The organism is Candidatus Thiothrix phosphatis, assembly GCF_035668035.1.
Lineage (GTDB): Bacteria > Pseudomonadota > Gammaproteobacteria > Thiotrichales > Thiotrichaceae > Thiothrix > Thiothrix phosphatis.
The window spans coordinates 1-11,965 of sequence record NZ_JAYMYJ010000091.1; the positions used below are offsets into that span (position 1 = coordinate 1).

At 57.0% G+C, this 11,965-nt stretch carries 17 protein-coding genes; all 17 read left to right on the forward strand.

From position 1 onward, the window contains the following. The first annotated feature begins 101 nt into the window (after positions 1-101). The 17 genes from VSS37_RS09500 to VSS37_RS09580 all read left to right on the forward strand — a co-directional run bounded on the left by VSS37_RS09500 (position 102) and on the right by VSS37_RS09580 (position 11,862). On the forward strand, positions 102-350 hold the full coding sequence (locus VSS37_RS09500) for a helix-turn-helix transcriptional regulator (protein ID WP_324694661.1): 249 nt from the start codon (positions 102-104) through the stop codon (positions 348-350). Continuing rightward, the gene (locus VSS37_RS09505) at positions 350-574 is read left to right on the forward strand and encodes a hypothetical protein (RefSeq protein ID WP_324694662.1); all 225 of its coding nucleotides are present in this window, start codon (positions 350-352) and stop codon (positions 572-574) included. The genes VSS37_RS09500 and VSS37_RS09505 overlap by 1 nt, the downstream gene beginning before the upstream one ends. Positions 575-586: 12 nt before the next feature. After that, a complete protein-coding gene (locus VSS37_RS09510; protein WP_324694663.1) occupies positions 587-1,552 on the forward strand; it encodes a toprim domain-containing protein in 966 nt (321 codons plus the stop codon). After that, complete coding sequence (locus VSS37_RS09515; RefSeq protein WP_324694665.1) at positions 1,549-3,345, forward strand: DUF927 domain-containing protein; 1,797 nt, start codon at positions 1,549-1,551, stop codon at positions 3,343-3,345. The genes VSS37_RS09510 and VSS37_RS09515 overlap by 4 nt, the downstream gene beginning before the upstream one ends. Before the next feature lie 1,225 nt (positions 3,346-4,570). Then, the gene (locus VSS37_RS09520; protein WP_324694667.1) at positions 4,571-5,104 is read left to right on the forward strand and encodes a ProQ/FINO family protein; all 534 of its coding nucleotides are present in this window, start codon (positions 4,571-4,573) and stop codon (positions 5,102-5,104) included. Positions 5,105-5,146: 42 nt separating this feature from the next. Beyond that, positions 5,147-5,596, forward strand: a complete 450-nt coding sequence (locus tag VSS37_RS09525) for a DUF29 domain-containing protein (protein ID WP_324694668.1) — start codon at positions 5,147-5,149, stop codon at positions 5,594-5,596. A 31-nt stretch (positions 5,597-5,627) separates the two neighbouring features. After that, entirely contained in the window at positions 5,628-5,951 is a 324-nt protein-coding gene (locus tag VSS37_RS09530) for a DUF433 domain-containing protein (RefSeq protein ID WP_324694669.1), read from the forward strand. A 1-nt stretch (position 5,952) separates the two neighbouring features. Continuing rightward, on the forward strand, positions 5,953-6,147 hold the full coding sequence (locus VSS37_RS09535) for a hypothetical protein (RefSeq protein ID WP_324694671.1): 195 nt from the start codon (positions 5,953-5,955) through the stop codon (positions 6,145-6,147). A gap of 333 nt (positions 6,148-6,480) precedes the next feature. Beyond that, positions 6,481-6,855 (forward strand): hypothetical protein, encoded by a 375-nt coding sequence (locus VSS37_RS09540; protein WP_324694673.1) that lies wholly within the window; start codon positions 6,481-6,483, stop codon positions 6,853-6,855. Then, a complete protein-coding gene (locus VSS37_RS09545) occupies positions 6,852-7,079 on the forward strand; it encodes a hypothetical protein (protein WP_324694675.1) in 228 nt (75 codons plus the stop codon). The genes VSS37_RS09540 and VSS37_RS09545 overlap by 4 nt, the downstream gene beginning before the upstream one ends. After that, a complete protein-coding gene (locus VSS37_RS09550; RefSeq protein WP_324694676.1) occupies positions 7,072-7,443 on the forward strand; it encodes a hypothetical protein in 372 nt (123 codons plus the stop codon). Before VSS37_RS09545 ends, VSS37_RS09550 begins: the two co-directional genes overlap by 8 nt. Then, entirely contained in the window at positions 7,436-7,696 is a 261-nt protein-coding gene (locus VSS37_RS09555; protein ID WP_324694678.1) for a hypothetical protein, read from the forward strand. Before VSS37_RS09550 ends, VSS37_RS09555 begins: the two co-directional genes overlap by 8 nt. After that, a complete protein-coding gene (locus VSS37_RS09560) occupies positions 7,693-7,962 on the forward strand; it encodes a hypothetical protein (RefSeq protein ID WP_324694680.1) in 270 nt (89 codons plus the stop codon). The genes VSS37_RS09555 and VSS37_RS09560 overlap by 4 nt, the downstream gene beginning before the upstream one ends. Further along, positions 7,959-9,188 carry a replication initiation factor domain-containing protein gene (locus VSS37_RS09565; RefSeq protein ID WP_324694682.1) on the forward strand — a complete coding sequence of 410 codons (1,230 nt, stop codon included), beginning with the start codon at positions 7,959-7,961 and terminating at the stop codon, positions 9,186-9,188. Before VSS37_RS09560 ends, VSS37_RS09565 begins: the two co-directional genes overlap by 4 nt. Then, positions 9,175-9,495 carry a hypothetical protein gene (locus tag VSS37_RS09570; protein ID WP_324694684.1) on the forward strand — a complete coding sequence of 107 codons (321 nt, stop codon included), beginning with the start codon at positions 9,175-9,177 and terminating at the stop codon, positions 9,493-9,495. Before VSS37_RS09565 ends, VSS37_RS09570 begins: the two co-directional genes overlap by 14 nt. A gap of 12 nt (positions 9,496-9,507) precedes the next feature. Next, complete coding sequence (locus VSS37_RS09575; protein WP_324694685.1) at positions 9,508-11,589, forward strand: hypothetical protein; 2,082 nt, start codon at positions 9,508-9,510, stop codon at positions 11,587-11,589. Positions 11,590-11,646: 57 nt separating this feature from the next. Then, entirely contained in the window at positions 11,647-11,862 is a 216-nt protein-coding gene (locus tag VSS37_RS09580; RefSeq protein ID WP_324694687.1) for a hypothetical protein, read from the forward strand. The last annotated feature ends 103 nt before the right edge of the window (positions 11,863-11,965 follow it).

An 11,965-nucleotide genomic window follows, 5' to 3' on the forward strand; every position in this document is an offset into this window, starting at 1 on the left:
TACCCACCTTACATACCCATAGCATAGGGATTGCCTACCCATGATAGGAGTGTAATTAAATCTTTAGCCATTGTTCAACAAGGAACCGGGAGGTTCAGACAATGGCAGCAAAAACCGAAACTATCCATCAACAGACCAAGCAGGGCGGCATTCCCCAACCACATGACCGGGCGGCACGCCTGCCTGAAGTTCTGCAACTGACGGGCAAATCCAAGACAACACTTTATGAAGACATCCGGGCGGGCAGGTTCCCGGCTGGCTTTCGTATTGGCAAACGTGCACGGGCATGGTGGTTGAATGCAGACGTGATGGCATGGCTTGAAACCCGTAAAGCAGGGGGGGTGCAATAATGGCAAACCCAAATGTAAAAGACGCTCAATACGCTGATTGCTTTTCGGTAAGAGACGCTCAAACCATGAATACGGGTCTGACTGACTTTGCAGGTTTTATTCTGGGAGATCAGGGGCGTAACGCCAATGTATCAGAAGAAGATAAGCAGTTTGTCCGTAAATGTATCGGCAGGCTTAAATTATTGGCTAACAAACTGGCTTATGGTGTGGAAGATAATTCTTGAAGGGCGGGTGCTATGTTACAGAAAAACAAAGCCCCCAAAAGCGGGGGCAAGAAGCAAATCTATTCAAATGCAAGCCTGTATTCTGCCAGCTTCCATGAAGGAATTACAGGCTTTCAGGACGCCATTGCAGCGGCTGGCCTTGGTAAACCCGAAATCAAGGCCGATGGCGAAATACACCGTTTCAGGGCAGCAGGAGACAAAGCCGGAACCTTGAACGGCTGGTATGTGTTTTTCCAAATTCCCGTGCCTGCTGGCGCGTTCGGAAGCTGGAAAACCGGGCACTCTGAAAGGTGGTGCGTCAGGTCTGAACAGGAACTTTCCCACGTCGAACGCCAGCAACTGGCGCAACAACTGGAAGACGCACGTAAGGCGCGCAAGGCGGAACAGCAACGCCAATGGAAAGCAGCGGCTGACAAGGCTGTATTGCGCTGGGGAGCAGCCAAGCCATTGGATGGTGTGAGCATTCACCCCTACCTGAAACACAAGCAGGTGCAAGCCTACAGCCTGAAACTGGAAGGGCGTGGCCTGCTGCTGGTTCCCTTACGTGATGTATCCGGGCGTTTGTGGTCACTGCAAACCATCAACCCGCAAGGTGAGAAACGCTTTCAGGGTGGCGGCAAGGTATCCGGCTGTTTTCACACCATCGGTGAGATTGACCCGGTGGGGCTGGTATTCATCTGTGAAGGCTACGCCACCGGGGCGACTATTCACCGCTTGCACGGCGGCGCTGCTGTCGCTTGCGCGATGTTTGCCGACAACCTGTTACCCGTGGCGCTGGCGATCCGTTCCCGGTATCCACAAGCCGATATTGTGCTGGCTGGCGACAATGACCGCTTTACAGAGGGCAACCCAGGCGCAACCAAGGCAGAAGCAGCGGCGCGGGTCGTGGGCGGGTGCTGGGTTATCCCCGAGTTCCCGCCTGAATGCAAAAACGGCACAGATTTCAACGATCTGGCCGTGTTGGAGGCTTCGCAATGAAAAAGGCTTCCGACCAACTACGCAAGGCCGGGAAGGTATCGCCGTATTTCACGATGCTGGAAGGCGACCGACCCGGCGTCTATTTCCAGCCACCGCCAACCAGCAAGAAAGACAAGGACGGCAACGAAACCACCGCCCCGGCAAACCCGGTATGGATTTGCAGCCCCTTATTGGTTTCTTCCCGTGTGCGCGATGATGGCAGCCAGAATCACGGCTATTTGCTGGAATGGCAGGATGCAGACCGCAAGCCTCACCACTGGATAATGCCAGCGGAATTACTCGCAGGTGATGGGGCAGAGGTTCGCCGGGTGCTGTTGAATGGTGGCCTGTTGATTGCCACCAAAAAGGCGGCGCGTGAACACCTGCTGGCCTTCATCCAGGAAGAGCAACCCGAAGAAACCGGCCTTGTGGTGTTCCGCACCGGCTGGCAGGGCGCGGCCTTTGTTCTACCGGATGAAGTCATAGGCGACACCCAAGCCGACCATATCCACCTGCAAAGCGATTTCACGCAGTTTGAAGGCTACGCGGTTTCCGGTACTTGGCAGCAATGGCGCGATTCCGTGGGGGCGCTGTGTGCCGGTAATCACCGGCCTGTTTTCGCCATTTCCGCAGCGTTTGCGGCTCCACTGTTGACCCCGTTGGAGGTTTCCGGCGTGGGGTTCCATATTCGGGGCGCATCATCCACCGGCAAAAGCACCGCGCTGGTGCTGGCCGCATCTGTCCAGGGAAACCCCGACCCGCTACCCAAGTGGAGAGCTACAGACTCAGCCCTGGAAGGTTTTGCAGCCATGCGCAATGACGCGATGATGTGTCTGGATGAAATGGGGCAGGCCGACGCAAAGGTGATTTCCCAAAGCGCGTACATGTTGGCGCAGGGTCAGGGCAAGATGCGTAGTCAGCGGGATACACGCCTACGCCCGACAGCGACATGGAAAACGCTGTTCCTGAGCAATGGTGAAATTTCACTTGCTGACATGCTGGCCAGTGAAGGCAAGAAAGTGAAGGCGGGGCAGGAAGTCCGGGTTGTCGATCTGCCAGCGGATGCAGGGCAGGGGCTGGGCATCTTCAACCAGATACCGCAGCAATTCGCAACGGCGGGCGCTTTTGCCGACAGCTTGAAGCAGGCAGCGGGGCAGCACCACGGCGCTATTTTCCGCGAATATTTGCGTCTGCTGACCCAACAGCGGGACAAGCACATAACCACCGTAAACGACTACCGCAGCGACTGGAAAGCCGAATACGTGCCGGAAGGGGCAGGCGGGCAGGTGTTGCGCGTGGCGGATGCGTTCGCCGTGGTTGCGGCGGCGGGTGAGCTGGCTACTGATATGGGGCTGACCGGCTGGCAGGAAGGCGAAGCAGCCATTTCAGCGGCGCATTGCTTCAAGGCATGGCTGGAACACCGGGGCGGGCTGGGTTCGCAGGAAGAGCGCGAAGCATTGAAACAGGTTAAATACTTCTTCGAATCCAACGGCGCGGCCATGTTCACCCCGTTGGAGTATCGCCCCAAGGATGACCGCACCATGTACCGCAAGGGCTTTAGGGATGCAGAGGGCGATTTCTACGTGTTCCCGCAAGGCTTTGAGCAGGATGTATGCCGGGGCTTTGATCGTGGCTTTGTGGTCGGTTTGCTGCTGGCGCGTGGCTGGTTACTGCCCGACGGCGCGGGCAAGTCCACCGTATCGAAAAGCGTACCTGTTGGCATCCGTGATGAACTGGACGCAGGCGGCAAAAGCATTGAACGCAAGATCAGGGTTTACAACATCAGCGGCGCAATTCTGGAAGATGAACTATGACGCGGGGGCGGTTTCGCCCCTTGTCGGTATGGGGTGCTGAACCTGATAGCACGTTACCGGACACTGAGAGAACACCGGGAACACCGACGGAACACAGAAAAGATAAGATAAAACAGCAGGTTATCGAAGGGAACACCGGGAACACCGAAAAAACACAGTGTCATGCAGTGCGTGCGCATGATCACGCGGGGGAGGCTGACGCCAGCGGGGTATGTTTCCGCGCCGAAATCTACCAGGACATCACCCACGAACAAGCCGGAATGGTGCAGTGTGGGAAGTGCGGATATTCACAGCGGATCAACACACTGGCGACCAGATGCAGGCATCCCGATCAGCATGGCGGCTTGTGGCCGGTACTGGCTGTTGATCTGTGGCGGCGGTGTGCCGGGTTCATGAAAATGGGTAATGTTGGGTAAGTTATTGATATTAAGCTATTGTTGCCGGGGATACAGAAGGCACACACCACACCTATTACTCTATATAGAGTGTTAATTAGTAAAAACACTTTATTATTTATTATAAAGGGCAGGGTGTGATAGGCTGAAATTGGTACGCACACACAGACACGACACTTTTTTGGTGTTCCCTGTGTTCCATTCGATAACTATATGTTTTCTCTCATCTTTTCTGTGTTCCCTTGGGTGTTCCGTCGGTGTTCCCGGTGTTCCCTTTGATTTCATTGACCTTTTTCAGTCAGAGGGCGCGATTTAGTGAGGTTTTGGGTGAAAATGCAGCGGAAACATACCCCTTTGGTGCAAGCCACCACCCGGCGGCAAACATCCGGGTGAAAGTGGCGGGGCGTCATGGCACCCGTCATAGGCCGTCATGGTGGCCGTCATCACCCCGTCATAGGCCGTCACGGGCGTCATGGTGGCCGTCATCACCCCCGTCATTAGGGGCGTCATGACATCCGTCACCGGAATTTGAGTGGGTACAGCGGGTTTTTTGCGTTGGTTCCTGCCCGTCAACTACCCGTCAACTTGGTGTGGGTCAGCCGTCAACTACCCGTCAACCAGGGCGTCAACTTGATTTGCAGCAGGAAAAACAGTGTCCGGTAGGTTTTCGGCGGCTGGTTTTCATGTCCGTTGGCTGTCCGGTAGGGTTTTCTGGAATGATGGCGCGGTTTTGCTGCTACACTGCCAGCCATACAACACCCTGACCATTTTGTTGACGCCAACAAAATGCTGGGGAAAACCTTGCACACTTCCAGCGAGTCCAGCACACCATGAACGACAACACCGACAAGCCGCGCCAGACGCTGACCATCACGCGCAAGCCTGCCACTGCTGGCAATGACACCACTACCCCAACCGGCGGCGCTGTGCGTCGATCTGGCAAGCGAATCATCACGCGGGCGGAACTGCCCAACGTCCAGAAACCGGGGCAACCCAAAAAGTCAGCGAAGAAACCGGCCAACCGCAAACCACGGCAACCACCAAAACCGAAGAAAACGCCACCTTCTGACCTTCGGGCGCGCGAACTCTCCGACAGCCTGAACGCCTTTGCTGTATGGCGCACCCGCCAGCCATTGGCGCTGGGTATCGAAAAGCAAATCTTCCGGCACATTGCGGCGCATCAGCTATCCGCCAGCAAGCGCGTGGTGCAAAAGCTGCTGCACCACCACACCCACAACCGCGCCTACCTGCAAGCCGTGGGGCAGGGCGGGCAACGCTTCAACCTTGATGGCGCGGAAGCCGGGGCGATCCTGCCGGGTGAGCGCGAACACGCGGGGCGGGCGCTGGCGGCCATGCCGCAATGAACCTACAATCAACACCATGAGCCATACCGGGAGGGCTGACAGATGGGAGCCGCAACCAAATACGACACTGATTTCTATGGATGGACGCAAGCGCAAGCCGACGCCCTGAAAAACAGGCGCGTGGATGATCTGGACTTTGAAAACCTGCTGGAAGAGGTGGAAAGCATGGGCGCATCAGAGCGGCGGCAAATGGTCAGCAGGCTGAAAGTTTTGATGATGCACCTGCTGAAATGGCGCCACCAACCTGACCGAAGGGGCAAAAGCTGGGAACTCACCATCAAGGAACAACGGCGGCGCATCCCCCGGCATCTGAAAGAAAACCCCAGCCTACAGGCGAAAATGCCCGACATGCTGGAAGAAGCCTACGAAGACGCGCTATTCCTTGCCGAAGCTGAAACCGGCCTGCACCAAAGCTTTTTCCCGGTAGATTGCCCGTGGACGCTGGAACAAATGCTTGATGCAGAATTCTGGCCTGATACAGAAACCCAGTAAGCTAACCCACTTAATACCGGAGGGCGTACCAATGGGCGCACCAACAAGCAACAGAATCACCATAGAAGCAGGTAAGCGCAGCGGTAAGCCGTGCATCAGTGGCTTGCGCATTGCCGTTGCTGATGTGTTGGGTTGGCTGGCGGCAGGCATGAGCACGGCGGAAATCCTGGAAGATTTCCCTGAGCTGGAAGCCGATGACGTTACCGCCAGCTTGCAATTTGCGGCAAGCCGCGAACACTTGCCCATTTCAAGCCGTCTGAGTCAGTCCGAAATCGAATCCTTACGGCAGGAAATGAAAGCCGCCGCCGATGACATGCGCAAAATGCGCAGCTTGCGTAAAGCTCAGGCAGCCTGATATGGATTCAGAAAAAACAAAGCCACAATTACCCCCAGAACTTGGGGAGCCACCTCTGAAAGTACCTATCTGGGTCACTTACGCAGAGGAAAAGCCGGAATTCAAGACTTCCATCACAACCATCCTCTCTGGCCTGTGGTCACTTCTCCTCCTCATCAAAGAACGCTTTTCCAAAAGTCATAACGGCAAAGAGTAGCAATCTCTCTATCTTGCCACCTGCACGCCTCTTATCCGAATCCGTGCGTTTTCCTGTTGCATCCTTCCTCATACTGGCGCTATGCTAAAAAAGCATTCAGCACAAGCTGAAGCAACTGCAAAAAATTCGGGAATCCTATCCCACTTTCGGCGGCAACACCGCCAACGCGAAGGCGGTTTTTTTACGCCTGTAGGATACGTACACAGCGGTTTATGCCGGGTATGCGTGGACTACAAGACGGTGTAACCGAAACAAGCGCGTCGTTTTCCGAAAGGACGATAGGAATACCCGGCAATTTTGCCCAATCCTAAAATCTATTTCGGAGTAACAGCGATGACCGCTATCAATGTCATGGGCGCACCTGCCCAGAATCCGCTACAGGCGCTTGCCCGCCTATTGCCATCTGGTAAACCTTCCCATATTCCCCTGACAACTGCCCGCAAGCACAAACGCCACGGTTCCGTGCAACTGGTGGTGAGTGACACCGGCCTGACTGCCTACGTGGACGGTTCCCCGGTGGCGTGGATTGTTCCCGGTTACCACCAAGGCCAAGCCAACAATGAGCCGAAACGCTGCGATTTCGTGGACGTGGCTTATTTCCGCAAAACTGACAACGGCGTGAACATGGAAACGGCTGATTTCCTCACGCTGGAAGAAGCTGTTTCCTTCATCAATACCGTGTTCAACGGCCAGGGGGGTGCGGCATGAGCACGGTAAAGGGCGGCATGATAGGCCAGCTTGAATTGCTGGCGACACAAGCATCTGAATTGCGCACCCTGCTGGAAGTGATGCAGGAACACATCATGGAAGATTCTTCCCTCACCATCGGCAACCTGACCAGCATAGCCACCAGGATTTCAATCCTGATGCAGGGCGGGGCGGATGACCTGATAAGAACCTGCCGCCAGCAAAAGGGGGCAGTCCATGAGTAAGCCAATCATCACCCCGACTGAAATCAGCATCGCCATGGTTGATCTGGCTCAGGCCGACTACGCCAAGGTGCTGGACTTCATCCGCCAACGCCAGGGCAACCACTCCACCCTTACCCCGGAGGAAAAGGCACACCGCCAGCAATCCGCTATTGTGGGTGACCTGAAACAGCTTTATGCGCTGGTGGAGACTGCCCGCCTTGCCGTGCTACACGTCAACGCCGATGAAACCGAACCCGCAGCGGAAGTGCTGCTGATGGCGTCCAACCAGCTTTCCGACCTGCTGGAAGTCCAGCAACTCAGAAGCAGGCAACTGAAAGCCATCGCCTACCCCGAAGGTGCAGAGGGGGGCGCGAACCATGAGTAAGCCCATCACCCAAGGGGCGGCAGTCGCCCCCCTGCAAAATGCCGTGCACAGGGCTGCCCGCATGGCGGCGACCTATGAAAAGGCAATGCTTGCCTGCCTGTGCCTTGCCAGCCAATACCGTGGCCGGGCGCAGGAATGCCAGCGGCTGGCGGCCATGTTCGACCGTGAAGCGGCGGCCAATGCCAACCTGTTGCAACTTTCCCTTGGCGAGAAATGGCGGCTTGAGGATGCAGGCCGGGAGGCGCAGCCATGAGCAAGGCCATCCAATGCACCGCCAGCTTTTACGGCTGTGAGCCGCCCGAAGATGTGCAGGCGGCGACCATCACCCTGCACCCGGACAATGACGGCAACGGGCTGTATGTGCGCATCCGTGACGATGGGGACGCTTCCCCGATGGCCGGTCTTGACCTGACCATAGGTCAGGCTGAACGGCTTGTGGAGGCGCTGAAATGGGCGCTGGTGGACGCGCACGTCAAACGTGTCACCGCCTACGCAAAATCGCGGGGGGCAAAGCCATGATGCAGCCAACCACTGAACAACGCCTTGACGCCCAAATCCGGCACGACTTGCGGCGGGCGCGTGGCTTCAAAAGTCCCCCGTACTGTAATACGGGGGGTTATGGGGATTCCAAAAATTTCAGCCACTTACAGAACACGCCCCAACCAACCGACATCAACGTGACGGCGGTTGACTGGCTGCGCGTGACCTGCACCGACCTGGACGGGTTCAACGCCACCATGGGTGATTTGACCGGCGACGGCGGCATACTGGACAGTGCGGACATGGATGTCCGTTGGGCTGAAAAAGGAATGCATGGCTATGAGAAATCCGCCTCCGTGCTGGTCTGGCGTGACAACGACTACCTGACGGTCGGGCATATCGCCTATGCCGAAAGCGGGCGCAACCGTGGCGGGCTGTTTGAGCTGACCGGCACCGGCTGCAAAGCCCTGCAACTGGAACACCCGGCCTTGTGGCTGGAACTGTTCGACCTGCTGCAATGCCACGGCTGGCGCATCTCCCGCGTGGATGTGGCGCTTGATCTGTCCGGCGAATACGCCAGCGAACACGGTTACACGGTGCCGAAACTGTTTGAGCAGGCCGTGAATTCTGGCCTGTTCCAGTCCGACCGGCTGCGCAACCCCAACATGAAACAGTCTTTCAGCATGGCGGGCGACTGGTCGCCCCTTGCGGTCGGCAACCTCACCCCGGCGACCTATGACCCGCTTGAGCACTGCCCTGCTGGGCTTACCGCCTACATTGGCAGCCGCAAGGCGGCGGATGACTTTTTCCGCGTGTACGAAAAAGGCAAGGAACTGCTGGGGGCGATGGCGGAACCGGACAACATCGACCGGGGATGGATACGCATTGAACACGAAATGAGCCGCAAGGCGTCCGGGCGGGAAATCCCCCTGGACGTGATGATACGGCCAGACCATCACTTTGCGGCCAACCGGGCAGGCGTCCGCGCCATCCTTGACCAGTTGCGCGAACACCAAGCCCTGCAAGCCGCCAAGGAATGGCAACGGGAACAGTTCAAACGGGAAAAATCCCTGCTGCTTTCCAAAAAGGTGCACTGGGCGCGGCATTCCTACGGGCGGCTGGTGCGCACCCTGACCGAACAGGGCTTCAGCGCAGAGGACATCATTGGATGGTTGTCGCGCACGGCAGGGCTGAAAGAGTTTGTCTTCGACCTGACGGAACCGCCAGCGGGCGCAAGCGGGGGATGCAGCCATGAATATGAATGACCTGCAACCACCGGCTGACCAGCCACCGGCAGGCGGCGGGCTTATGTCCGCAGCAGCCACCTACCTTTCCCGCATCGACTGGCAACAGGTGTTTGTCTTCGCCGCCAGATCGATGGCGGCGGCGGCGGTCGCCTACCTCACCTTCCAGTTCGCCCGCTACTTCCAATACTTCGGCGTGGGCGCGCTGGCCATGTCCGGCCAGTTCGCCATCAGCCTGTTCTTCCTGGCGGTGATCCTCAACCACACGGACGGCCTGCGCATCCTCACGGCGGCGCTGGGCTTGTTCCTGCTGGTCAACAGTTTCTAAGGGGCAACAACAATGAAAATTTCTGACCTGCTGAAAAGCAACCAAGACGACGGTGCGTTCCTGTTCAACGACAAGCAGCGCGCCATCAAGAACCACAAGCTGATGCAACTGGCCAAGGCGGCGACCTTCGGCCTCTACATGGTGGCCGTGTTCATGCTGTACGTGGCCGACGTGTGGGGCATCGGCTCCTTCATCGAGAAGAACAGCAACGAGTTCGTGGCGCTGGGCGTGTTCTCCGTCATCAGCTTTGTGCTGGCCTACTTCCTCGCCTCCAGCAAGGAAGCCGTGTACGAGGACATCGCCATCCACCGATCCGAAGGCTGGCAAGTCACCCTGCCCCAATACGCGGCCATGGGCTTGTTCCTCTCCTCCGGCATCCTGTTTGAGATGTTCAGCACCACCAGCAACCAGCAGCACATCGCCAACAGCGCGGCGGAATCGTCCAGCCTGATGAAGTCCATCCAGCAAACCGATGTGACCGTGCTGGGCAGCTCCAGCCTGACCGACAGCTACGCCAAGGCACAGGTGCGCATGGCCACCTGCCAGAAGAGGCTGGCGCAGGGAAAGGCCAAGGATTGCGTGGAGTCCCAGGCCAACCTGGACGCGGTGAAGGACAGCATGGCCATGGGCAACCGGCTGGCCATGGACGCCAGCAAACAGGCGGTCGGCAACAAGGTTGAGGGGATGCTGAAAGTCCGCGAATCCTTCGACAAGCCGATGTTCCAGGCGATGGCGAAATACGCCAACACCGACAACAACACCGGCATGGTGCTGGTGATTGCCGTGCTGATCTTCATCTTTGAATGCCAGCACATCATGGCGCTGTTCGCCTACGCCAATGCGCTGCGCCGGATCAAACAAAATGGCGGCGACAATGCACAGCCAGGACGCAATGAATATAGCCCTGCCTTTAATGCACCCCCTGCCCCATCGGTAAAACCGGCCAATGATTATCCGATCAACCCGGACAATTTCAAGGCGACGGTTGCGGGGCTATTCCAATCCCCAACGCCCGCAATTCGGTCAATGGGGCGCTGGCAGGATTCCATGCAGGACTTTATGCGCGCAGCCCCTTTCCATGCCGCCAACGCGCAGGCAAAAGCCACCACCGCCAGGAACAATGTTTCCGCCATTGCTGCTGACAAGCTGGATTCCATGCAGGACGGCTTGAATAAGGCGCAGGCTGAAAATGTTTTGATGGATGAGGCCGTTTTAAAAGCTGGTGGTTTTAAACAGCGCACGGATAAAACCTACCGCCAGGAATTGGCCGCAGGCGAAAAGGCTTTTTCCGATTCACCACTGGACAAGCCCCGCCCTGCCCCGCATTTAAGCGTGGAGGCGACCGTCAAACAAATCCAGCGTGAGGTAAAGGCCAGCGGCGCAAGCAGCCCTGAGACAATCCGGGCGGCGGTGTTCGACAGCTTTGCGGCCATGCCCAACCCCGCCCCCTTGGGTGACGCGGTGCTAAACCGCATTGCTGACAAGCTGGCGATCAACTGGACGCACACTGCCCCGCCTGCCCTGCCATCCCACCAGAAACCTGGCGGAACCGGCCTACACAACCCTGCCCTTGGCAAAAATGAGGCGGTATACCCCCTTCCACTGGCCGAAACCCGTACAACCTCCCCCTCTTCTCATACTGACAACGGGGTTGCACGGAACCTTGTCGAAACCTTGTCGACAACCCCGGAAAACCTTGTCGACAAGGTTCAACAAGGTCAGCCCGTACAACCCTTGAACAAGGCCATACAACCCCAGCAACAAGGCGAACAAAACACGAACAAAGCGCCATCCGACAAGGGTGGCGATGACATCAACAAGGTTCGTGACCATGCCTTGGTGCTGATCTGGAAGGGCGTCGACAAGGGTGAAATCAACCGGGTGAGCGTCTCCGACAAGGGTGCTTGCCAAGCCGTGCTGCGCGATAACGGCATTGGCAAAAGCAACACCCCTCGGCGCGACATTCTGGATTTTGTTTTCGACTCACTAAGCAGGGAAGGGGTTATCAGCCAAAACCCTGAATACACCGACCAAAAATGCGGAAAAGACAAATGGTTAATTAACCCAAACCGCTCCATTAAATACATCGATTAATTAAAACGGGGCAGGGGATTTAAAACCCTCTGCCCATTTAAAATAGGAGATAAAAACATGACTGATACCGACATCGACTTTGAATACCCAACCGTCACCTGCCCAGAATGCGGGGCAGAGCAAGAAGACTTTGACGGCTTTGGTTTCGTTTATTGCGGCCATTGTGGCCACTGCACACACCCGTCAAAAATCCGTGATGACCGTTCCGGCTGCTGGGCGTGCGAGTTGTGCGGCTTTCACGATCTGGATGATAGGGAGGTAATGACAGCATGACCGAAAACAGGCCCAATGGCATGACCGCCGCCGAGCGCAAAGAGGCGCAGCGGTCAAGGCGGCCATTTTGTCAGGTCAGGTTACTGGACTTGGTAGGGCAACA

Coding starts and splice junctions, on each gene's coding strand:
- VSS37_RS09500 (WP_324694661.1), top strand. CDS start 102: ATGGCAGCAAAAACCGAAACTATCCATCAACAGACCAAGCAGGGCGGC.
- VSS37_RS09525 (WP_324694668.1), top strand. CDS start 5,147: ATGGGAGCCGCAACCAAATACGACACTGATTTCTATGGATGGACGCAA.
- VSS37_RS09515 (WP_324694665.1), top strand. CDS start 1,549: ATGAAAAAGGCTTCCGACCAACTACGCAAGGCCGGGAAGGTATCGCCG.
- VSS37_RS09560 (WP_324694680.1), top strand. CDS start 7,693: ATGAGCAAGGCCATCCAATGCACCGCCAGCTTTTACGGCTGTGAGCCG.
- VSS37_RS09565 (WP_324694682.1), top strand. CDS start 7,959: ATGATGCAGCCAACCACTGAACAACGCCTTGACGCCCAAATCCGGCAC.
- VSS37_RS09580 (WP_324694687.1), top strand. CDS start 11,647: ATGACTGATACCGACATCGACTTTGAATACCCAACCGTCACCTGCCCA.
- VSS37_RS09550 (WP_324694676.1), top strand. CDS start 7,072: ATGAGTAAGCCAATCATCACCCCGACTGAAATCAGCATCGCCATGGTT.
- VSS37_RS09545 (WP_324694675.1), top strand. CDS start 6,852: ATGAGCACGGTAAAGGGCGGCATGATAGGCCAGCTTGAATTGCTGGCG.
- VSS37_RS09530 (WP_324694669.1), top strand. CDS start 5,628: ATGGGCGCACCAACAAGCAACAGAATCACCATAGAAGCAGGTAAGCGC.
- VSS37_RS09505 (WP_324694662.1), top strand. CDS start 350: ATGGCAAACCCAAATGTAAAAGACGCTCAATACGCTGATTGCTTTTCG.
- VSS37_RS09570 (WP_324694684.1), top strand. CDS start 9,175: ATGAATATGAATGACCTGCAACCACCGGCTGACCAGCCACCGGCAGGC.
- VSS37_RS09535 (WP_324694671.1), top strand. CDS start 5,953: ATGGATTCAGAAAAAACAAAGCCACAATTACCCCCAGAACTTGGGGAG.
- VSS37_RS09575 (WP_324694685.1), top strand. CDS start 9,508: ATGAAAATTTCTGACCTGCTGAAAAGCAACCAAGACGACGGTGCGTTC.
- VSS37_RS09520 (WP_324694667.1), top strand. CDS start 4,571: ATGAACGACAACACCGACAAGCCGCGCCAGACGCTGACCATCACGCGC.
- VSS37_RS09540 (WP_324694673.1), top strand. CDS start 6,481: ATGACCGCTATCAATGTCATGGGCGCACCTGCCCAGAATCCGCTACAG.
- VSS37_RS09510 (WP_324694663.1), top strand. CDS start 587: ATGTTACAGAAAAACAAAGCCCCCAAAAGCGGGGGCAAGAAGCAAATC.
- VSS37_RS09555 (WP_324694678.1), top strand. CDS start 7,436: ATGAGTAAGCCCATCACCCAAGGGGCGGCAGTCGCCCCCCTGCAAAAT.